The organism is Adonisia turfae CCMR0081, assembly GCF_011009555.1.
In the GTDB taxonomy this organism is placed as follows: domain Bacteria; phylum Cyanobacteriota; class Cyanobacteriia; order Phormidesmidales; family Phormidesmidaceae; genus Leptothoe; species Leptothoe turfae.
This window is the reverse complement of sequence record NZ_QXHD01000004.1, coordinates 866,576-886,693: the sequence shown is the minus strand read 5'-3', so window position 1 is coordinate 886,693 and position 20,118 is coordinate 866,576. Positions and strand designations below refer to the sequence as shown.

The following is a 20,118-nucleotide window of genomic DNA, read 5'->3' as shown; positions in this document are numbered from 1 at the left end:
CCCCTACATAGCCGACCGACTACACACAAGCCTCGACGATTCTTAACACTGATTAACGAAGCCTGGTGAACGATCAGCCGCCGCCAACAATGGTCACCACCTCTAAGCGGTCATTAGTTTGCATCACAGTCGTTTCCCAAAACTGACGATGCAAAATCTCACCGTTATATTCCACAGCGACCAAACGTGGATCCATAGCCAGCTGAATCAGTAACTGAGGTAACGTCGTCCCCTCAGCACAGGATTTCGATTCACCATTGACTTGCAGCATAATGCTGGTTGCTTCAGAGCTAGTGTTCATAGGAAAGGGAAAAGGAATCTATTACTCAAAATGCTGGTTAAAGGAACGAGTGATTTGGAGCGGGTCATCGGCTTGCATAATAGCCCGCACAATGGCGACACCGGGTGCACCAGCGTCTCGCACTAAGGCCACATTGGTTAGATCAATGCCACCGATAGCAAACCAGGGCATCGGCGCATTTTCTACAGCGTAGCGAATGTAGTCATAACCAGCCGCAGCTTTTCCAGGTTTTGTAGGTGTGGCATAGACTGGCCCAACGCCAATGTAGTCAGCGCCTTCGTCAATGGCTCTAGCCATTTCTACAGAGTTTGTGGTGGAGCGCCCCACAATGGGCAATGGTCCCAGAATGCGACGCGCTGCTGCCATGGGTAAATCTTGTTGCCCCAGATGCACGCCATCTGCCCCGACAGCTGCAGCAATATCCACTCGGTCATTCACAATAAACAACGAGTCATATTGATGACAAAGGGCTTTGATCTTGCTGGCCAACTCCAGTCGCACGTCATCATCGGCTTGCTTTTCACGATATTGAACAATATCAATCCCCCCCTTCAAAGCCGACTCCACAACATCTAGTAAACGATCATGGGGAGATGTCACGAGATAAGTGCGCGCTTTGGCCAGAAGTTGCCGCACATTATGGCCCAGCAGCTTACTTTCTAACGTGTACAGCTGATAGCGCATCTGCTTGGCACCCGTTGCCATTTCACTAGCATGGAGCTTGCCATACTCTTCTAGCACTCGCAGTGCCTCTTGAACGCGACAGCAGTTGACCTTTACCACTGTTTGCATAGTATCTCGCTGTTCTTCTTGGGGATGGCTCAGGGCCGTACCCAGGTCTCCTGGGGTGTCGCGACTTTGACGAATATCATCGCTGTGCCAACCGCCCAGGGTCTGACGCAGGTATTTAATTTGTTCTGTCAAAGTGGCATCATTCAACCCAAACCGACACCATTCTTCAATAATGCGGAGGCCTTCGCGAGCCCGGTCCAGGTTGGCATCTAGAATTCGATACAGTACTTTCTGAGACTGTTTTGCAGCAATTGGCTCAGAGTGCATAGACAAGATCAGCATGAAGGCAAAGCCTTCCCATCGTATCAGCTGTAAATTCGTTATCAGCGTAAACTAATCTGAGTTTTTGTGGTGGCCAAGCATAGAAAATCAAAGAAATCTGTCACAAGGGGGTTGACATTTTTTCACCCCCCCATCAAAATCGCTAGGCATAAACAATCTAGGCATTAACGACATCCTGCCTCACGCACCCACCGCACATTTGCAGTACTAACCATAGATTTGGGATGGTGGGCAGAGCGTCATCGCAAATAGCCGGGAGAAATAGACTTTCCGGGCAATCACGATAGTGGATTCGACGATGAACGCAACAAAACGAATAAAACAACACCTGCTGGACAGGGTAGTGCTGCTAAGCGTGGCCACCCTCATGACGGCTCTTCCAGCACGAGCACAAGCCCAACATGGCTCGACTGCACAAAACACCATCAGCATGAGTCAAGCCTCTCAAAGCTATGGTGTCTTGCACGTCAATGCAGCCACAGGCACTGATATACAAGGTGCTGGCAGTGCCGAACAACCCTATAAAACGATTACCCAAGCCTTACGGATGGCTCCCACCAACACCAGCACGGTAATCTTGCTAGCACCGGGGCACTACAGCCAAGAGTCAGGGGAACAATTTCCGTTGCGTTTACGACCAGGTATTACGATTCAGGGAAATGCAGGTCAAACCCGCAACACAATTATTACGGGTGGAGGAGATTTCCGTGATGGCAACGGCACTCAAAATGCAACTATATTGGCGGCTGATCGATCCGGTCTTGCCAATGTCGTCATCTCTAACTCTAAGGGAAACGGCGTGTGGATTTCAGCAGGCTCACCGATTCTGCGTAGAGTCGCGCTTGTTGCTAACGCTGTTGCGGGCATTCAGATTACCCATGGTGATCCTGTCATTGAAAACAGCTATTTCAACCGTAACCATTACGGTTTAAGCATTCAGGGAAATAGTCGTGCCCTTGTGCGAGGCAACTATTTTGAAACGACAGGCCGAGCCATCACTGTGGCCAACCCGGCGACTCCCGTTATTAACAATAATCGCATTACACGCAATGAGGTGGGAATTGCCTTAAAAAACAATGCCCGTCCTGTTTTAGAAGCTAATGTTCTGGATGACAATGGGCGCAATGGTGTGGTGGAAGTAGACACCACTACAGCCGCTATAGCTGAGAATTCTACTGATATCGTCGCCGTTAAAGTATCTGAGGTTTCCCATGAAACGAGAATACCTACGGTGTCAGTACAGGAAAGGCCAGCGGTCTTAACAAGGCCAGCATCTACCCCTAACAGCTCTGAGACTAACAGCTCTGAGACTAGCAGTCCTATTGATGTGCAAGCAGAAACAACAGAACTGGCACAGCCCGAAGCTGATATTCCTGCAACTGATATAGCCATCAACCAAGCTACAGCTGATTTCAATCCGGTTGTAGAAGGTTTATCTGAGACTCATGAACCAGACGATGGACTAGAGCGTGTTAACACAGCGACTCATGACAATGAAACTGATGAGCCAACGGGTGCGATCGCATCTTACAGACAGCATCTAGCCATCTCATCGGCTGCCCCAGCCCCCGTCAATATTCAAGCATCCCTCACCCGCCAGGCCCCATCATCCACCCGCCAGGCCCCATCATCAGAGGCCAACGAAATCGTTATTGATGTCGCTGATGAAGCCGCCCCGACTGCAACGGAGGACATTGCTGCGGCTCCAACCGAAACCAGTACTGATGATGCTATCCCCATCGCCGTTATTCCAGCCAGTGCACCGAATATTAACCAAAACAATTCATCATCTGGACAACGGGAAGGTGTTTCGCAACTGTTAACCCGACTCAATGGCAGACCTGAGCCAGCCTCATCTCCACGAGCAGAGAACAGTAGTGACCTCACTACCCCCGATGTACGCCCTGATATACCCACAGCCACAACCAATGGTGAGCGGCTGCCTGTGCCATCGATAGCCATTCCCAGTCGGAGTGGATCACTGAGCCTGACACCGCCAGGCTCAGTCGCCCTAACTGCAACGTTTCGCTATCGTGTGCTCGTAGATATGGCTGATGCAGAGAAACTTCAGAGCTTGGTCCCTGATGCTTTTCGTACACAGATGGGCAGTCAAGTATTTATGCAGGCCGGAGCCTATGTCAATGAGGCTGATGCTCAAGAGCGCTTAGAATGGCTGGAAGAGAATGGCATTGATGGACAAGTCAATTTACGCAATTAACTGAGGCATTTAAAAAATCATACCCAGATCAAATTCTTGCAGGTTTAACCTATGGAGCGCCCCGAGCCCAATCGGTTTGTTTTGCCATGTGGCCACTAGTAACTCATGGGCACTCATAGCAGTCAGTGCAGTTACCCCAGCTGGCCCCTGAATCCCCCCAATGGGATAGAAATCGCGGTCAAGCAGTAACATGCGTCCTACAGTGTTGCTGAAAAGATATCCCCAGGGCAAATCCAGCATTAGCGCCGGGCAAATATCCAAAATCATGCGTGTCATGCGCAGGGGTTTGAGGGTGAGAAAGACAACGGTGTGAGGTGCATGGACATCGATAGCCATCCATTGATGGCGCTGATCTGTGGGCGTAAGCTGCTGCAGCGTGATCCCTAAATCCAGTGAGGTCAGATACATGCCTCGACGGTTCCACAACATCAGCTGGCTGCCTGAACCAGCACTACTGGCCAAAATACCGATGTGGGCCTTATCAATCGCCACTACCTGATGGATCTCAATATCTGGAGGCAAGGGCCGACGTACAGGGGTCTGAGTCGGTTCACGTAATTGGGTAATGGTCAATTGTTTGGTACTGGGACTAACCGTAGCTATCCAACGTTGATGCGGTGCCACGGCAGCCATGGCAGGCAATGGCCAATGACTCAGGGAGGTCAAACACTCAGGGGTTGCACCACGCCAAAGGGTATATGCCGTACTCACCATCAGTCCGGCTGGGGATAGATGTAGCCCTTGTACTGACGCATCAAGAATTTGCGGTGAGACGTTGAGTGACTGCTGTTGGAGAGTAGCAAGCTGTAAACCGTGGACCATCAGCATTGTGGACTCGACAGCTGACTCATCATCCTGCGTAATGGATGCCGCTGATAGCTTTTGAAAATGGGTGACTGGTTGAGTCAGCCGATGTAGGGGATTGCCCGTGTAGGAAACGTAATCGATCTTTGGGGCGTTAAGCGACTGTCCAAGATTCAGACTAGAGGGATCTAATTGTTTGAGGTCAACCAACATTTCCGCAGCGGTTGGATAGCGGCGCGCAGGCAACTTTTCTAAGGCTTTGGCAATAATATGTTTCAGCGGTTCGCTAAGTTGGTCTGCATCAGGCACAGGCTGGTTTAAATGGGCTGATTGCAAGGCCATAGGCGTACCGGTGAAGGGGCGTTGACCTACTAGCAGCTCAAACAACATCACGCCAACTGCGTATACATCTGCTGATGGGGAGTACTGGCGATAAAAACGCTCTGGTGCCATGTAAGCCGGGGATCCCGTCTGTCCTGTGCCTTCGTGATTTTGCTGGTCTTGGGTAAGTTTGGCAATACCAAAGTCTGAGATCTTGGCTCGCCAGCGACCATCGCTGTAGCTGAGCAAAATATTCTCGGGTTTAATATCGCAGTGGATAATGCCTTGCTGATGGGCATGGGCCAGCCCCGAGAGCACATCTGACACCAGGGTGAGAATATCAGCCACGCTGAGGGGGCTGAGCATGTGCGATCGCAATGTACCACCGGCACAATATTCCAAGACCAACCGCCGCCCATCCTCACAATGCTCTAAAGCGTGACAGGCAACTATATGGGGATGCGACAAACTCAATAAGCAGTGAAGCTCTCGCAAAAACGCATGGGTTGATAAGCTATGACGATGTAAATACTTAATGGCGACCAGTTGCCCGGTCTTGCGATGCACACCGCAATACACACGCCCAAACTGACCGTTGCCGACCAGCCCCAACAGGCGATAGCTAGACCGCTGATGGCTCATGTTCACTAAATCCCGTTATCAATCCGTTGGCACGCGACTAAGCTCCCTGGCCCACCAGTAAGCTCATAATTTCAGCGTGGGAAAGCCCTTGTTCTACACCTGCCTCTGCCAGGGCCAATCGCTCTTCGACACCCAGAACAAAACAATTTTCTTCAGCCCCCAATGACTCGCAAGCTGTTTGTACACAGTGCAACGTTTGCTCACTCAATTCACTGAAAAATGCTTGTAATGCGCCCATCTCTAGAAATCCTACAGGTCTTTCTAACTGAGGAGCATAGTCAATAAAAGCCGATGCGCGGATTTTTACCACCAAAAATCCGTCAGGTTTATAGGTATTATCCAAACTGATTTGCCCCCAACCATGGGTCACCCAACACTGCTGCAAAGCCTGTATAAACTCAGACATTGACAAACTGGATATCGAACGATTGTGGTAATCAGTTAGCTCTTCGCAAAAGCGTGTGTAAAAATTTTTCCCCCACCAGCGCCCACAGTTATATAACACCAACATTGAGGCCTGACCAGTTTCATTATCTAACCCTGAATAAATTGCCCGAATCAGGGTTTCTGGTAAAGCCAGTAGCCGATCACCACGACGATTCTCCAATAACCCCAGATCTAGGCTGCCATGCACATAGACATCACTGGCAAAGTAGTTGGACGTCAGATTAGTGTCTGCAAGTAAATCGGCGACTAATACCATTACAATGAGTCCCTCAAAGGTTCTCGTACTGAAACTACGCTTACGTGGAGAAATTTTATCATCGGCAAGTTTTTTAGAATGGAAATTCTATTCTGCCCCCTCTTCTTTTACGGCATCTTTTAAGAGCTGTTGTGCTGACTCTAGGGCTGGTTGTAGTAAAGCAAACTGGGAGTCAGTTAATAGCCTGGGCAGCTGTTGATTGAGGGATTTTTGCAGCAATACATCGATTGATTGGGTCTGATAAACCATCACCATCGTTGGCAACCATCCCTCTAAGCGACGTCGCCCTAGATGTACGTCATCCACCAGCATGCCTAAAGCGGCATAGCGCAGGATCAAGATCGTTTGTTTGATACTTTGTTCCAGTGCCCTAGTATTTTCCTTCAGCTCGGTCGGCAGCCGATCCACCAGTTCTTGAATCAGGTTAACCTCCCACTCACGCAGCTGGCGATATGCGCGGACACGGTCCGTTAAGCTGCCAACATACCGGCCCAGACTACTCAACTCCTGAGGTGTCAGATAGCTCTTATCTGGTTGAAGCTCAATCTGTCGCAAAATGTGCTGGCTAGGAGGCGTTGTCATGGTGATGCTAGAGGGCAATTTTATTCAAAACTAGCGTGTTCAAAATAACCGACAGACCTAAAATAGCGCCGATAGGTCTTCTAGCGTGAGAGTAGCTTGTTCAATGGGGGCAGTCTCATCATCTTTCACTGCATCCCAATCGTCAGCAGTCGTAGCCCCCCCTGCTCCCTGCCAAGGAAATGTAGCAAAAAATTGCCCAACCGTTTCATAGGGAGTATTCGCCAGGTCTGCCTCATCCATACCAGGCATTGTCCTGCCATACCAGTTGATTTGCTGAAAAAACTCCCCAACTGAGATAAGTTCCAGGGGCTGACTGCTCACTTTAGACTTGATTACATCGTTAGCCATCACAATGAATCTCCGGAACGCAGCCGGTTTTGAATATCGCTAGCTGTCGCCCCTTCATTTAGCCAAAACGCCGCCGCATCAATTCGTTCTCGGGCCCCCAATAAGAACTTACAGTAGGTTTCCCCCATGGAATAGCACTGAATTTCAATGCAGCTAAGCTGTTTACGTACCATTTCAGTAAAAAAGCCAGCATACAGTCCTGCATACAGATAGCAGACGGGTTTACCCACATCCCCCAAAGTGCGTGCAACGGCTGAGTCAAAGAGGTTAATGAACATAAACCCCTGGGTGCGATCGGCCATGTCAATTTCCCAACGGCCCCAACCTTGGGCCGTAAAAGGCCACCACCAGGTTTCTAATAGAAACATAAGGTTAGCCTGCTGGGGACTAACGTTGTACTCCCGCTCAAACCACTGGTCAAAAAATAATGAGTCTTGTTTACCCCATTCCAAACCAATGGAGTACATCACAGCGGCTGAAGCGGCTCCCACTTCTTCTTCCAAGCCCTCTAACAAACCAATGATGAAATCTTCACTTGTCAGGATATTACGGCTGCCATGCCAGTCAGAAATAGTGCCCTTAGATGCATTGAACTGGAAAAAATCGGCAAACTTATAGTAATTGTGTTTATTGGGATATTGCTGACGCAACTTGTGGGCGCCAACCGATGGAATATCCATAAGACCTGCGATACATGAGCGTACCTTCAGGGTAACGCTATTGCCCTAGCAAAAGTCTAGCCTGGGCCAAAATTGGACAAAATAGCTCTGCTTCTTGCGGCGTTAGATGCTGACGCACTACATCCTGCATAATTTTGTAGGTAATGTCGCAGCTTTGCTGGGCCTTAAAGGAACGTATGATGGACTGAAACCACAGCAAAAGACGCTCCTCTAATCCTTCTTCGTCAGCTACTAGTAGCGCATGGGCACAGTAGCGAAACCCGATCACAGCATCCCGCTGCCACTTAGCGCTGAGATCAACTTTGCCCCGCCGGAGCAGTTGAGGGTCAGTAGCCTTTAGTTTTTGTTTGACCTGTTGAATGATAGCGGTCTCGGCTTTCTGAATTTTTTGATAGGCACTAAACCGTAGACGAGCCGTTTGCAGGTAATTTTGCAAAAACATTAGCTCTGTGTCGGTGGCATAACGTCCATCAACTTCACGGACAAGGGTTTGAAGCTGGCTAAGCATGGAATTTTTGAGTGGTGAGCAGTGAGTGGAGCTAGTGCCCTAGCAGTAGCTGGCCAAACATAGACTCTCAACTCAATCTTAGATTTACCAAATTACCAGAGGCAGCCCCTCTAAGTCATCAATAACGGGGAACGGTATTATCTACTAGGCGAGAGTAGGCATCGATACCACCAGACAGGTTTTTGGTGCGCTCAAACCCTTGACGCTGTAACCACTGACACATTTGGGCTGAACGAATGCCATGGTGGCACATGACAATGGTTTCAAGACTGGGATCTAAATGGGTAAAGATTTGATCGGCCCAGTCAGCGTATTGGCTCAGAGGCAAATAGATAAAGTTGGAGAGGTGTGCGATCGCAACTTCCTCTGGTTCTCGAACATCTACCAGCTGTAACCCATCCTCTGCCAGCCGCTGGGCAAAGTCCGGAGCTGATATTTCCTCAACACCTACAATTCCGTACATAGCTCCTTCCTAATCGACTGATCGCCTATCTCTGATTAGGGTAACGCTTTAATTCTCTGAATTAAGCTAAATAACAATAGTTGAGTTCAATGGAAATGATTGACTCAGCACCCAAGCTCGCCATCTTTGAAGACATCCTCTACACCTCATAAAACAAAATATTGCATCTTTTCATAGACGTGACACTATGCCATGGCACTAAGGCAATGGCCATATGGATGGAAACAAACAAGGAGGCAAGAATGCTCGGGGAGCCAGTATAGTAGCTGACTCCTGTTCCTGAATGCTCTCCATAAAACAACCATATTGGTATTTCACACTGAGACTTTGAGAAAAAATAGTGTGGGAGTTTTTAATACCATCTCCCTCATATTGCACCACAATCCCAGTGTAAGGAACGCCTGTTTCACTGATCAAATTGTCAGAAACCGGATAGGACAAGATTCCATCGAATCCCTCTAATGCTAAAGATGCTTGCATTCCAGGCCAAAGTGTAGGTCCCGCCTGTTGAACACCACTCGCCAGCGCCATTGCATTGAAGACGTCTTCAGGGAAATCACTATCGAACTGCCCAACAGGTTGATAGATCGATCTCACCGGATGATCAGGCAATGGTCGTCTAGCAATCCGAGGCATATATACCATGGGCTCTACCGGCTCCCAAGAACTTTGTAGTAAACGCAACGCCGGGTACAAATGGTTTAGCGGTTCCGAGCGTTCGAGCACCTGCCCTAATAGTCTGCCAATCTCTCGAAAGTCATCTACTGTGCAATCACCTGGTAATTCTTCTTCAGGCAAACCTTTCGACAAGAGCTCTTGGCAATAATCAGGCAAAGATCTTGCTAAAGCCTCCTGACGTTGATCAGAATTCGTCAAGATGGAAAACAATAAAGCCCAAAAGCCTCCTGAGCCAGTGGGAACAACAGCTTTGATTTTTGGCTCAACCGCTGCCATCATCACGGCATATTGGGCCCCTTGCGATTGCCCCAAAGCAATGACTGAATCCGTTTGTAAACGAAAATGAGTTTCTCCCATAGGTAACGAGGGACCTTCACAACCTGCTAGTGCTTCGGCTGGAATCTGTAAACGCTCCAAAGCTGACAGCAAAAGACGTTGCTCAATCACTCCCTGGCGAAAGGTATCGCGATAGGCAGAGAGATTAACCGGATTCAAATATATACGACCATCCAACAACTCAGAAAAAACAACCGCTGAAACATTATCAAGACGTTCTGGATTCAGCGGTAACGCACTGCCCACTGAGGCAAACCCATGACGACCCACTACATCGGCCGGTCCTCGATCGGGCAATCGATTCAGTTCCGGTACTGGTCTTTGATTCAGCAATCGATGGACTTCAGGTCTGGGGACGGGTCCTCGATCGACCACTTGGGTACTCAGCCCAGCAGTCCCGTGGTAGTAAGCGACCAATGGATAGCCCTCTGGCGGCATCGGCGTTTTTGGCAACGTAATTACCAAAGGAACAGTTTGATAACGTTGGCGTTTTAGGTCGCCACTGGCATCAAACACAAACAGACCTTCTTGCTCTTCAGAAAAGAAGTAGGGTGGAAAGCCTTTTTGGAATTGGGGTAGTTTTATCCTGGCGGTAAATTTGCAGTAGTCAAGATCCGAGATAACGTGATTGGGATCATACGCGAATGAGCGCACATCAGGACGGTACTGCTCTAAGACTTGATTAGAAAGGTTGGCCATGTCAGCCACCACATCACCCGTGGTAAACACCGTGGCAACCACTACGCTCTCTCGATCAACACCTAATTGGTCAAGCGTTTCCCACAGAGGCTGATAGAGAACGTAGGCCAGGAACTTGCGTCTCATTTGCCCTTGAGGAATATTACCTGTTCTCAGTTGGGCAAAGATGTCGGTGGTCTTTAGCGCTTGGCCGTTAATATCCTTTAGGGAATCTTGCACCACATAGGCATACCGGCGATTGGGTTTAAGCACAATGCCCGGATAGGGAGAGACTGCTAGTAAATATTCAGGCACGTAATAGGGATCAGGTTCTGGAGTGGTGGCAACGATGGGAAACAGGCGACCCCGTTCTGGCGAGTTGCGATCGATATCGATCAAGAGAATAGGAGAATCGCTGTCAGCTGGGATCAGGTCATCAATATTGAGGGGTGCGAGGGGTTGATTAAAACGAAAATAGCCTGCAGCAGTGGTAGGAAATCCAGGGCGATCGCTAGCGATGCTTTTTAGGCGCTTAAATAGACCAACACCATGTTTTGAGAAAACAGGAAACCCTGACAGATCAGGTTGTCCATTTTCATCGAGACGAAAGTCTGAGGGGTAGGGCAGATTATAAAATTCCGCTTGCTCTTGCAGATCAGCATTGAGGTCAAAGGTGGCAGTTGTAGCACCTGACGTTTCTGCTAAGACACTGGCTTGGGGCAGTTTTGAGGTAATGCAGAAAAGGCTAAAAGCAAGGGTGGGAATTAGCCCTATTTTGCGCCAATATTGGAGGTATTTAGGAAACACTGATGATTTTATCCCAATTTATATGACACCTTCCTCAGTAGTATACGTGGTAGCACCCTTGGGCCAATAGGATAGAGAAATCAAGCAATAATCTGATACAAAACAACGATTAGGAGATATTAATCCAACCCGATTAATTCTCTGTGAGGCTTCATACCTTGATCTCAATCAAATTCTGCATATTGGGGTGGGCTAGCACCAACTCTTGCGGTCACTTTGGGATATTTCCCTTTAGGTGCTTTCTCTTTAATATCCATCACCGCAATCTGATGCCACCAGTCATCCCCAAAATCAAACCAGTAGCCAAAGAAGTCTCCTTGAGATAACCCTAACGAGGCTAGTTTAGCTTTAGCAACATCGTTGACAGAACTGGGGTCACCAGGCATTGGCACCCCATACCTGGTTGCATTAGGGTCATTGGGTCCCCGTCCCCCTAACTGAAATTCATAGAGATGTTCTTCTTCTCGATCGAAGGCACTAAACAGGAGCCTATGGAGATCTTTAAGTGTATGACTGCCCTTAATTTCAATGGTGCGCGAGATCTCAGGATTTTCTTCTATAAACTCGTCTGTTACTGGCCCAGCAATGATAACGACATATAAAACAAACAATGTTTCATCAGATTGCTTCGTTGCTTCTGTTTTACTATGGATTGGCATTGAGGCATCTACCTGAGCCTCCTCTTCACTGTCAGGAAGATAGGGAATCAAGCCTTTAGCAAATGCTTCTTCTTGAATATGTCTGGGCATTGAGCGGGCATCTACCATAAATCCATTCACCGAAATCATCCAGGCCATGAGGTTGTCGTCTAACTTGCTAGATAGACACCAATCAGGATCCATTTGATGGGTGTTGAGGATATCGCGCACCAGTTTTGACTTGGCTTGTCCAGTACTGCTGCTTACTCCAAAGGCTTGATATAACTCCTTGGCACTGATATGTGGGTCTTGGGACGGATCAAACAAAAAGTTGACCATACCGATGGCGTGGGTAATGCCACAGGCCCAGGTTTTATCGCGCCCCTTGGCTAACGGCGATGGTCGTTTACGACATAGGGCTGCAACGGCATAGCGAATGAACTGAGCATATTCATCATTCAGATATTGTTTGGCAAACTCGTCGGTAATGGTCACAATGCTGTCGAACTTGGCCTGCATGGCCTTGGGTACGTTTTCCGACTTTTTGACCTTCGCCATCTGAAGTGCACCTGTACTTGACCTACCGTGATCATTATTGCTCTGTATTAAAACATTAAGGTGTAGCTACAGGAACATATAAGGATCGCGATAGCATGTGGCCAAGGCTCACCTGCTATCAGCTTGCTATGTCTCTATTTATAGAAGATTTCGATCAATGGTACGAACACTTTAGTGAGGCGTCTCCCCAGGAGCAGCACCAGCTTTTGCTAGAGGCTATTTCTAAACCCATTCCGCTAACGTTTGCGGAAAAGGAAGATATTGCTTCCTTGCTGATAGATGTGCAATGTGACTTGGAGGGAAACAACTTAATTGAGGAGGCATTAGCCTTTACAGAAATCTTTCAGCAGCAACAGCCTGAGCTATACCAGAAAGCATTCTATTATTTTGACAATTTCCCCATTCGAGTAGCGCTTTTTAACCGAGAGTTAGAGTTAATCGCCTCAGAACTGGCTCGCTATCAGCAAAACCCAGTTAAAAGCATCGATTTTCTTTTGCCTATGATGGATGATCTGCGCTTTTATGATGCCCGAGATCAGGCGGTTGAGGTAAGCCGTGCTGTGTATACGCCTGTCGCCACCTCCAGAGACTTGATAGGAGGCTCATCAGATACGTTTGGTACAGTTGTCATTGCTGATTTGTTGGAGCAAGCCTATCGGCAAGTTCAGCAAGGCCAGTCAGTTGATTGGGAGGCTTGGGGAAAGGATGCTAAACTCTTTGACTTTGAAAAGACACCGGAAATACAACAGGAAATTTCCCAAAACCTATCTGGCCAGGTGCTGGATGGGCCTGAAATCATAGCGTTATTTCAAAAGAAGCTTAGCGCAGTCTTTCCTCAATTATCGCTGCGATTCAATATCCACATGGCGAATCAGCATCAGTTGAGTTTTGTCTGTAGTCAGGCGATTTGGTCAGCAGTCATGAGTGCTTTAGAAGAACGGGATCTGTCTAAAAAACAACTCTCCCATTCAGACCTTTTCTTTAGCATTAATGCAAAGAATCTGGATCGCTATGTCAGCCAGCTGATTGGTGGCTTTTTGTCTTCCCGCCAATCGAAGGGATTTGCAACGCTGTGGGGAATTCCCCATGTATATGACTTTTTGCGCACGGCAGGGGTGATTACGGACTCGGTTTATGAGTCGGCCATTCAGGTGGCAACTAATCACAAAGGAACATTGCTAAAGCATTGGCCGGGACCTCTCTGGCAGTATAGCTTTATCCATCGTTGGGGTAAGCCAGACTGTCAAACGGAGGCAGACTTTGAGGCGGAGGCTAAACGGTTTACTGACACGTTTAATGAATCTGAACCGTTGAGCACTGAGCCTTCTGAAAAAAGCGACTGGGGGGCTATGTTCTCAGATGTGGCTGGGAAAATGACACCGAATCAAGCTGAGCAGAAACCGTCTTCCGTTGGTAAAGCGCCTGCTGAGCCTCCAGCACCTGTAAAGCCCCTTAAGCCTGTAAAGCCTCGTAAGTCACCATTGCAAGAGGTCAAGGCATTGGGTAAGAAAGGTAAAGGGGCAAAAAAGAAAAAGAAGGGTAAAGGATTTTAGTGAATAGCTAAAATTATCGGTTTAACTTACATTTGAGCTAGCACACGGGGGCAAAGCGATGACGATTGCCACATCTAAACCGAAGACCTACACAGCTGAAGAGTACCTGGCTTTAGAAGTGGAGTCTGAGCTGCGCCATGAATATCAGGCTGGAGAAATTGTAGAAATGGCAGGGGGTACACCTGCGCATAATAAACTATCGAGTGCGTTGAATGCGCTACTGTGGTTTGGCTTACGGAAGAAACCTTATACGGTGTTTGTGACGGATCAGCGATTATGGATTCCAGTGATTGATCTATACACGTATCCAGATGTGATGGTGGTTGCGGATCCACTTGGGCTGAAACCAGGACGTAAGGATACGGTTATTAATCCGATCTTGATTGCTAAAACTCTCTCACGATCCACTCAAAACTATGATCGCGGCGATAAGTTTGTTCACTATCGCACCATTGAGACATTTCAGGATTATGTGTTGATTGACCAGTATCGTCCTTTTGTGGAACATCACGTAAAACAATCTGAGCATCAATGGCTATTGACAGAGTATCAAGGATTAAATGCGTCCTTTGAGCTGGTGTCGGTACCCGTTGAGATTGCCCTGGCTGATTTATATGAAGGGATTGAGTTTGAGACTTCTGAAGAGAGTCGTGGTGAGGTAAGTTAACTCATTCCCAAGGTTCTGCCTGGAGCGAGTAGTGGTGGTGGCCTTGCCACTTATGATCGCACCTCCAATGATCAGTGGGCAGTATAAATCGGTTATACATTTCTCAGCAGGGCCTTCTCCACTTGTTGTAGCAGCGTATCGAGTCGGGCTCCCTTTTTGAACAGTTTATCGATATCAGGTGAATCAGCGGTGGCCAGTTGGGCCAGTTCAATACTGGTACGCACCAGGCTAAAAATAGGGCTGTAGGTAGCGGGCTGTCCGCCGCCACCCCGTAGCTTTTTAGCTTTTTCGGCCAGTTCATCTAGGAGTGGTCCCCAGTCTTGATCAGTGGATTGTTTACGAACCTTTTTACCCTTCTTCTCGGTCGGTATGGCGTCTGGTTCAAGGGTGTCAATAATGGCGTTGTTATCTTTGGCAATCAGGTAAGTTTGTTTGAGGGATGATTTGATGCCGCCACCAAAGAAGATGTTGTACCAGCGGAAGAAACCATCATAGATAATCTTGCCTTTAAAGGGCAACAGAATGGTTTGTACTCGCACTGGTAAATCCCGCTTGTCCATAAAGGCATCCAAACCTTCCATGAGACCTAGCACGGCGTAGACGTTTTCTTTATCGTCTATAAAAATGCTGTATTTTTTGAGCAGCCGTTCAATAAAAAAGTCGCCATGAATAAAGTTTTTCCATGGGTCGATGAGGCTGAGTTTATCCGCCTCCAGATTGTTTGGATTGTCTTGGATGAATTGATCAATTAGCTCAGGATGGTCAAAGAGATAATCTCTGACAATTATTTTGTCATCCATGGAGCTGTCTGTGTAGGCTTTAAAGGTCTTAATGTCGGGTAATAGTTTTGCTTGCTGGCTAACGTACCATTGCAAGGGCAGCATCAAATCAAAGAAGAGCTGTACGTCAGCAGGATCGAGTTTCATGGAAATGCTTGGGGCCAGAGTAGTGCGGTGAATACTGAGCAAATTACGGGTGCTTCAGCCGTGATGTCAAGTCATGGGATTAATCGTGATGGGCTATTCTGCTTCATCGAGTTTAAGGTCTACTTCTATTTGTTTGAGTTGATAGAGGGCATCTAGACAGATGGCTAGGGCACCAGTTTCAGCATACCGCCACATTTTGCGAGCAAAGCCAACGCCAAAGGGTTTACTGGGAAAAGCTTCGTCAGCGGATTTGAAGATGGCGAAGTAGGGAAAGTCGTCGTGGTCTAAGGCCCAGATGACGAGTTCCAGAGCGGCACGGAGATCGGTGGTGTAGGGACGTGGGGGGAGGTCAAAGCGCTCGGCAATTAACTGGTTGAGGGCGATCAGGCTGGTGAGTTGGATGCGTTCGAAGCCGTATTGGTCGATTTCGCCTTGCATAATGTGTTTCTCATGTAACTTGCTCCCAGGCTCTGCCTGGAGCGTAGGTGGTGGCTCTGCCACTAGCAAGAAGTTTACTAACGTGGCAGGTATTTCACTAGCGATCGCACCATCTCCCCCACCTGAATCTGAATCGGACGATCCGTGGGTCAAAATGGGGTCTATTCAAAAATATTTGCAAAGCGGCGTTGTATAGCCGTGGCAAGACCAGGGACAGGTGGTTGGGATAGCTCTAGCTCTGGATTGAGCAAATCAAACCTGAACCAGGTTACGCACCGAAAGGATTTCATTAGGGTGTGATGGTTCCACGGCGGACTTGGGTACAGTCACGACATCAATCGATTCGCCTAGGGCATTAAAGACTTCGAGAATATAACCTTCTTCGATACCCTCGGGATCGGGAACCGTGTCGATAAAAGTGGCCACATCGCCCTGTTTGAGGTTGTACTCAGGAAAGTCGCGGTTCAGGGAGATGCGGTCATAGAGTTTGACGGTGGACTCATTCATCTTGGCTTCGGGGATAATCAGTTCGCCTTCCAGCTTCATGGCCCTTGCTTTAGAATTTCGGTCTCCTAGTTGCAGGACTTTACTATTGTATTGACCCGTTGGGTATAGGCTCTGCCTGGAGCGTAGGGTGTTGGCTCTGCCCACAGCAGCAGTTTACGAACGGGGCAGATATTTTACTAGCGATCGCAACGCCTCCCCGGCCTGAATCTGAATCGGACGATCCGTGGGTAAAAATGGGGTCCACTCAAACGGTTCGGCAAAGCGGTGGTGGTGCAGGCTATGGATGATGGTGTTGACGGCAGCTTCGGAACCGATAATCAAGATTTTTACCGGCTCCCGGTCAGCTTTATGCGGTGCCTAAACCTGGAGCGCAGATTCAGGCGTGACACCAGGCTGAGGGAGTGTCACAAAGGCTTGGGTTTCCATAGAAAAGGATTCAGCGATAAAGGCAATGCCTATCCTTAAAATAGGCACAGTCCAATTGGACTAAATCAGGATATCACAGTCCAATTGGACTGTATACGAAATGTCGCAGCCTTTGTAAGGATCAAAGGCATGGGCAGAGCGGGTAAGGTACTTAAAGTGGTAATGGAGAGCCACGGCATTAGCCAGGGGCGATTGGCTGCCGTTATGGGGATCGGTGCATCTAATGTTTATCGTTGGGCCAATGAGGTGCGGGATCCTAGTTCTGAAACGGTCATTAGTTTGATTAAGGCTTTAAAGCAAATTCAACCCCAGGCGGCAGAAGAGTTCAAAACACTGTATTTGGAAGATCTTTAAAGACATCTCCGCCCCTGCTTCCCCAGGGCTGTTTCATTTTCTGAACAGAAAATCTGAAGGCATTGAAAGCCTATTCGAGCAAAGGCATACTCTACTTGAATATGGACCAAACAACAATGCGATAACCTGATTAATCGACCCCGCCGTAACCCCTACTTTAATGCAATTGGGGACAACCCAGTAGGCGGGGTCCTAGGGCGGCCTCCCGGCCCTAGCCATGGGGGTTTGGGGAACTCGGAGGGGCCCCAAGCAGCCGGTTTTGGCTCCCTCCGATCATGTTTCTATTGGTATGAACGAAGTGGTAAGTCTTACAAATTTTCTCTGGTGAACGTGAAACATTCCGGCTTGCTCTCCTACTCCCCTAATCCCTTCACTCTTTTCCCTCTCCCTTTCCCCTTCTTCTTCCCCACTTTCTCTCGCTCCACCCGAATACGCTCTAGCAGCACGCTGGCGGGTTCGTCGTTGGGGTCTTGGGGAACGAGTTGGCCTCGGAAGGTTTTGGCGAGGATGGATTGGTCGAGGTAACTGAGAGATTTTTGAGATTCTTGTAATTCTTCTGCAATAATGTCTCCTCCATTTGATTGACATAAAAGCTTCTCAACAATCACAGGCTGTTCTTCCAAAGGAGGAATAGGAACGAACATAGCCTTTAATTCTTTGACTCCCTTAACATTTGAGATCGCAGAACCTGTTGCATTATTAAATATCTGCTTTTGAAAAATTGGAGATCTAAACAGCCACGTAAAAAACTGATCATCAATGACATCATTATGCAGACGAACACGTAATAATGCTTGATTAATAACACCTTCCTCAAAATCCTGGGGAACCTGAGTTATTCTGCCAAGTGAAACTCCCGAACAACTTATTAAGAAATCACCTGCTTTGACAGCGAATTCCTTTAGCTCTTCAAACTTTTGCGGAGTGATGTAATAACGGACATATGAGCAATCGTCATTAATTGGGCAATATTGTTCGTACACTTTGTATCCTGAAGAAACAAAGATAGATTTCTTTAACGCGCTACCAAATGGTCCACGTTTAAATGCTCGGTCGTCATACGCGAGAATTGACTCCCATGTTGTCCAACACCATTTATCAGGTAGTTGAGGAAGTCGAGTAAGGATACTTTTATCAATCACGCCCACATCCTTATACTTCTCCTTCCACTTATCATTCTTCGGAAGCTTACCCTCGCCTTCATCTTCTCCAGTTCAGCTGCTTCCCATCGTATCCGTCGCTCCGCGCGTATCCGCTACAACAACTTTCCCGCAGGTTCCACATCGGGATTCTGTGCCCGCCAATCTGCCGTCAGGTCACCCCGAAATGCGTCGGCGAGGACGGACTGCCGAAACTGGTCCAGCAATGGGGGGATGGCGTCGAGGGCTGCGCGGGCTTTGCGACTGCGGGTGGTTAGGGCTTCGATTTTGGTGACGATGCGGTGTTGCTCGTTGAGGGGGGGAATGGGAATGGGCAGATTCGAAAGTTTTGTCAGGTTAATCGAAGCTAAATTGGTAGTCTGCTTTCCAACCCCAAGAAAGTATTTTTGACCAAAACTATTTGAGTATAGAGAGATTAACTTAGGTGATAATTCTTGTAGATATAATCTTGCACGAAAAACATGGTTCTGATGAATGCATTCCTTAATTTCTCCTGCCCAAATCCATCCTCGTCCTAATTTATCTCTATCACCACCTTCAGTAAAAAGGATATCTCCTGAAATTAGTTTTAGCTGATTCAGTTCATCCTCAGTTGCCTGAATATAACGGATCTCTTCTAAATCCAAAAAACCTCTTTGGACATTAGCGACACGTAGATATGGAACCGTCAAAAGTTTATCAGTTTCTTTCCGTTTCTTTCCTTTTGTTAAACCGCCTTTAATAGCAGCGATTTCAGATAATGTGCTCCATTGCCAAGATGGCGGAATATGCTCTAATTCAGGGCTACTCAAAAAATCCTCCATTCTCTCAAGCAACAATGGTTGAAAACTGCCTAATCGCGATAAGAGTTGCTCAGGGCTTTCCTCCCTGAAACCCTCCTGTTCGTGGGGGCCTAACTCCCCCACACCCCCCGACAGTAAGTTGTCCTTCATCGCAACAATTCAGGTGAGGTGAGAGTTACGGTTAGGTCAGGGTAAAGGTTACGAGTCGATGTCGATGTCGATACCAAGTTCAAATTTATTAACCCCATTCAAAATAGATCATTTCGTAGGGGCTGTGCCTTGTGCCAGCCCCGCAACACCTAACGCCATTACCAACCGCCCCATGCAGGGTAAACACGGTCCACCAACATAGTCCCCCATCACCCCACCAAAATCCCCACCAATACCCGCACCAAATCCTCCACATCATCCGGCACCTGATATCCCCCAATATCCTGAGTGATTAATTTCTTCTGTTGATCCAACACCCCAAAAATCCATAGATTCCCCATCGTTACCGCCCCATAAATCGTTGACGGCGCATCATCCACCATCGCCAAAGCAATCATCTCCACCGCCAGTTGCGTAAACCCTCGGGTAAGATCATCCCGCTTTGCCTCAACCACAATCACCTGATGTTGCGCACGAATTAGATAATCTAAATTACCCTGTAACCAATTACTAACCTTTAATGAATACTCGAATCGCAAAACCTGGTGACAAAGTGTGGCAACGCGCGTCAAAACAGGGGCGACCAATACCTCACGCTTGGCACTTTCACTGGTGAGTTGTACATAGGGCAGCGTTTCCTCAATTTGGGTCTTAAGCTGATCGAGACCAGATAATGTCTTATCGGTTTTGGGTAGACTCAACCGTTTTTGAGTATAGCTATAGCCAAATTCTGCCAACACCTCATCCGTATCGTAAGGCAGCTCAAAATACGAACGAAACGTGTAGCTGGCATCTTTATCCAATAGTTTAGGCATC

At 47.9% G+C, this 20,118-nt stretch carries 22 protein-coding genes; 4 read left to right on the top strand and 18 right to left on the bottom strand.

The genetic code is table 11. From position 1 onward, the window contains the following. Nucleotides 1-73 precede the first annotated feature (73 nt). A complete protein-coding gene (gene thiS, locus DXZ20_RS08035) occupies nt 74-301 on the bottom strand; it encodes a sulfur carrier protein ThiS (RefSeq protein WP_163662735.1) in 228 nt (75 codons plus the stop codon). A gap of 21 nt (nt 302-322) precedes the next feature. After that, nucleotides 323-1,360 (bottom strand): thiamine phosphate synthase, encoded by a 1,038-nt coding sequence (locus DXZ20_RS08030; RefSeq protein ID WP_250565677.1) that lies wholly within the window; start codon nt 1,358-1,360, stop codon nt 323-325. Nucleotides 1,361-1,673: 313 nt separating this feature from the next. Here DXZ20_RS08030 and DXZ20_RS08025 point away from each other — a divergent pair, with 313 nt between their 5' ends. Beyond that, entirely contained in the window at nt 1,674-3,593 is a 1,920-nt protein-coding gene (locus DXZ20_RS08025; protein WP_163697532.1) for a DUF1565 domain-containing protein, read from the top strand. 9 nt (nt 3,594-3,602) lie between these two features. Here the strand turns inward: DXZ20_RS08025 and DXZ20_RS08020 are convergent, their stop codons facing one another. The 9 genes from DXZ20_RS08020 to DXZ20_RS07980 all read right to left on the bottom strand — a co-directional run bounded on the left by DXZ20_RS08020 (nt 3,603) and on the right by DXZ20_RS07980 (nt 12,339). After that, on the bottom strand, nt 3,603-5,360 hold the full coding sequence (locus DXZ20_RS08020; protein WP_163697530.1) for a serine/threonine-protein kinase: 1,758 nt from the start codon (nt 5,358-5,360) through the stop codon (nt 3,603-3,605). 37 nt (nt 5,361-5,397) lie between these two features. Then, on the bottom strand, nt 5,398-6,063 hold the full coding sequence (locus DXZ20_RS08015) for a V4R domain-containing protein (RefSeq protein WP_006516394.1): 666 nt from the start codon (nt 6,061-6,063) through the stop codon (nt 5,398-5,400). A gap of 87 nt (nt 6,064-6,150) precedes the next feature. Next, complete coding sequence (locus tag DXZ20_RS08010) at nt 6,151-6,645, bottom strand: globin family protein (RefSeq protein WP_163662744.1); 495 nt, start codon at nt 6,643-6,645, stop codon at nt 6,151-6,153. A 57-nt stretch (nt 6,646-6,702) separates the two neighbouring features. Beyond that, nucleotides 6,703-6,993: a hypothetical protein gene (locus DXZ20_RS08005; protein ID WP_163697527.1), complete on the bottom strand. Its 291-nt coding sequence runs from the start codon at nt 6,991-6,993 to the stop codon at nt 6,703-6,705. Beyond that, nucleotides 6,993-7,673, bottom strand: coding sequence for a V4R domain-containing protein (locus DXZ20_RS08000; RefSeq protein WP_163662750.1), 681 nt, complete (start codon nt 7,671-7,673; stop codon nt 6,993-6,995). Before DXZ20_RS08000 ends, DXZ20_RS08005 begins: the two co-directional genes overlap by 1 nt. Before the next feature lie 37 nt (nt 7,674-7,710). Continuing rightward, entirely contained in the window at nt 7,711-8,181 is a 471-nt protein-coding gene (locus tag DXZ20_RS07995) for a globin family protein (RefSeq protein ID WP_006516398.1), read from the bottom strand. A gap of 118 nt (nt 8,182-8,299) precedes the next feature. Continuing rightward, on the bottom strand, nt 8,300-8,644 hold the full coding sequence (locus DXZ20_RS07990; protein ID WP_163662752.1) for a rhodanese-like domain-containing protein: 345 nt from the start codon (nt 8,642-8,644) through the stop codon (nt 8,300-8,302). 198 nt (nt 8,645-8,842) lie between these two features. Then, nucleotides 8,843-11,143, bottom strand: a complete 2,301-nt coding sequence (locus tag DXZ20_RS07985) for a hypothetical protein (protein WP_163697526.1) — start codon at nt 11,141-11,143, stop codon at nt 8,843-8,845. Nucleotides 11,144-11,307: 164 nt separating this feature from the next. Then, nucleotides 11,308-12,339 (bottom strand): plasmid pRiA4b ORF-3 family protein, encoded by a 1,032-nt coding sequence (locus tag DXZ20_RS07980; RefSeq protein WP_163697524.1) that lies wholly within the window; start codon nt 12,337-12,339, stop codon nt 11,308-11,310. Nucleotides 12,340-12,467: 128 nt separating this feature from the next. Between DXZ20_RS07980 and DXZ20_RS07975 the strand changes: the two genes are divergently transcribed. Then, complete coding sequence (locus DXZ20_RS07975; RefSeq protein ID WP_163697522.1) at nt 12,468-13,892, top strand: hypothetical protein; 1,425 nt, start codon at nt 12,468-12,470, stop codon at nt 13,890-13,892. Between the two features lie 58 nt (nt 13,893-13,950). Beyond that, nucleotides 13,951-14,559, top strand: a complete 609-nt coding sequence (locus DXZ20_RS07970; RefSeq protein WP_163697520.1) for a Uma2 family endonuclease — start codon at nt 13,951-13,953, stop codon at nt 14,557-14,559. Nucleotides 14,560-14,651: 92 nt separating this feature from the next. Here DXZ20_RS07970 and DXZ20_RS07965 read toward each other — a convergent pair whose 3' ends face one another. From DXZ20_RS07965 to DXZ20_RS07950, 4 genes are all read right to left on the bottom strand, one after another. Then, nucleotides 14,652-15,485, bottom strand: coding sequence for a hypothetical protein (locus tag DXZ20_RS07965; RefSeq protein ID WP_163662760.1), 834 nt, complete (start codon nt 15,483-15,485; stop codon nt 14,652-14,654). A 93-nt stretch (nt 15,486-15,578) separates the two neighbouring features. Continuing rightward, the gene (locus DXZ20_RS07960; protein ID WP_250565676.1) at nt 15,579-16,076 is read right to left on the bottom strand and encodes a hypothetical protein; all 498 of its coding nucleotides are present in this window, start codon (nt 16,074-16,076) and stop codon (nt 15,579-15,581) included. 99 nt (nt 16,077-16,175) lie between these two features. Beyond that, the gene (locus DXZ20_RS07955; protein ID WP_163703436.1) at nt 16,176-16,430 is read right to left on the bottom strand and encodes a DUF4926 domain-containing protein; all 255 of its coding nucleotides are present in this window, start codon (nt 16,428-16,430) and stop codon (nt 16,176-16,178) included. 153 nt (nt 16,431-16,583) lie between these two features. Next, complete coding sequence (locus tag DXZ20_RS07950) at nt 16,584-16,751, bottom strand: hypothetical protein (RefSeq protein WP_163662764.1); 168 nt, start codon at nt 16,749-16,751, stop codon at nt 16,584-16,586. A 234-nt stretch (nt 16,752-16,985) separates the two neighbouring features. On the opposite strand from DXZ20_RS07950, the gene DXZ20_RS07945 reads away from it, so the two are divergent. Next, nucleotides 16,986-17,210: a helix-turn-helix domain-containing protein gene (locus DXZ20_RS07945; RefSeq protein ID WP_163662767.1), complete on the top strand. Its 225-nt coding sequence runs from the start codon at nt 16,986-16,988 to the stop codon at nt 17,208-17,210. 353 nt (nt 17,211-17,563) lie between these two features. Here the strand turns inward: DXZ20_RS07945 and DXZ20_RS07940 are convergent, their stop codons facing one another. From DXZ20_RS07940 to DXZ20_RS07930, 3 genes are all read right to left on the bottom strand, one after another. After that, nucleotides 17,564-18,358 (bottom strand): restriction endonuclease subunit S, encoded by a 795-nt coding sequence (locus DXZ20_RS07940; protein WP_163697517.1) that lies wholly within the window; start codon nt 18,356-18,358, stop codon nt 17,564-17,566. A gap of 107 nt (nt 18,359-18,465) precedes the next feature. Next, a complete protein-coding gene (locus DXZ20_RS07935) occupies nt 18,466-19,302 on the bottom strand; it encodes a restriction endonuclease subunit S (RefSeq protein ID WP_163697515.1) in 837 nt (278 codons plus the stop codon). Nucleotides 19,303-19,511: 209 nt separating this feature from the next. After that, nucleotides 19,512-20,117 carry a hypothetical protein gene (locus tag DXZ20_RS07930; protein WP_163697513.1) on the bottom strand — a complete coding sequence of 202 codons (606 nt, stop codon included), beginning with the start codon at nt 20,115-20,117 and terminating at the stop codon, nt 19,512-19,514. Nucleotide 20,118: the final 1 nt, after the last annotated feature.

Excerpts from the sequence above, each read along its gene's own strand:
- thiS (WP_163662735.1), bottom strand. The coding sequence starts at position 301 with ATGAACACTAGCTCTGAAGCAACCAGCATTATGCTGCAAGTCAATGGT.
- DXZ20_RS08030 (WP_250565677.1), bottom strand. The coding sequence starts at position 1,360 with ATGCACTCTGAGCCAATTGCTGCAAAACAGTCTCAGAAAGTACTGTAT.
- DXZ20_RS08025 (WP_163697532.1), top strand. The coding sequence starts at position 1,674 with ATGAACGCAACAAAACGAATAAAACAACACCTGCTGGACAGGGTAGTG.
- DXZ20_RS08020 (WP_163697530.1), bottom strand. The coding sequence starts at position 5,360 with ATGAGCCATCAGCGGTCTAGCTATCGCCTGTTGGGGCTGGTCGGCAAC.
- DXZ20_RS08015 (WP_006516394.1), bottom strand. The coding sequence starts at position 6,063 with ATGGTATTAGTCGCCGATTTACTTGCAGACACTAATCTGACGTCCAAC.
- DXZ20_RS08010 (WP_163662744.1), bottom strand. The coding sequence starts at position 6,645 with ATGACAACGCCTCCTAGCCAGCACATTTTGCGACAGATTGAGCTTCAA.
- DXZ20_RS08005 (WP_163697527.1), bottom strand. The coding sequence starts at position 6,993 with ATGGCTAACGATGTAATCAAGTCTAAAGTGAGCAGTCAGCCCCTGGAA.
- DXZ20_RS08000 (WP_163662750.1), bottom strand. The coding sequence starts at position 7,673 with ATGGATATTCCATCGGTTGGCGCCCACAAGTTGCGTCAGCAATATCCC.
- DXZ20_RS07995 (WP_006516398.1), bottom strand. The coding sequence starts at position 8,181 with ATGCTTAGCCAGCTTCAAACCCTTGTCCGTGAAGTTGATGGACGTTAT.
- DXZ20_RS07990 (WP_163662752.1), bottom strand. The coding sequence starts at position 8,644 with ATGTACGGAATTGTAGGTGTTGAGGAAATATCAGCTCCGGACTTTGCC.
- DXZ20_RS07980 (WP_163697524.1), bottom strand. The coding sequence starts at position 12,339 with ATGGCGAAGGTCAAAAAGTCGGAAAACGTACCCAAGGCCATGCAGGCC.
- DXZ20_RS07975 (WP_163697522.1), top strand. The coding sequence starts at position 12,468 with ATGTCTCTATTTATAGAAGATTTCGATCAATGGTACGAACACTTTAGT.
- DXZ20_RS07970 (WP_163697520.1), top strand. The coding sequence starts at position 13,951 with ATGACGATTGCCACATCTAAACCGAAGACCTACACAGCTGAAGAGTAC.
- DXZ20_RS07965 (WP_163662760.1), bottom strand. The coding sequence starts at position 15,485 with ATGAAACTCGATCCTGCTGACGTACAGCTCTTCTTTGATTTGATGCTG.
- DXZ20_RS07955 (WP_163703436.1), bottom strand. The coding sequence starts at position 16,430 with ATGAATGAGTCCACCGTCAAACTCTATGACCGCATCTCCCTGAACCGC.
- DXZ20_RS07945 (WP_163662767.1), top strand. The coding sequence starts at position 16,986 with ATGGGCAGAGCGGGTAAGGTACTTAAAGTGGTAATGGAGAGCCACGGC.
- DXZ20_RS07935 (WP_163697515.1), bottom strand. The coding sequence starts at position 19,302 with ATGAAGGACAACTTACTGTCGGGGGGTGTGGGGGAGTTAGGCCCCCAC.
- DXZ20_RS07930 (WP_163697513.1), bottom strand. The coding sequence starts at position 20,117 with ATGCCTAAACTATTGGATAAAGATGCCAGCTACACGTTTCGTTCGTAT.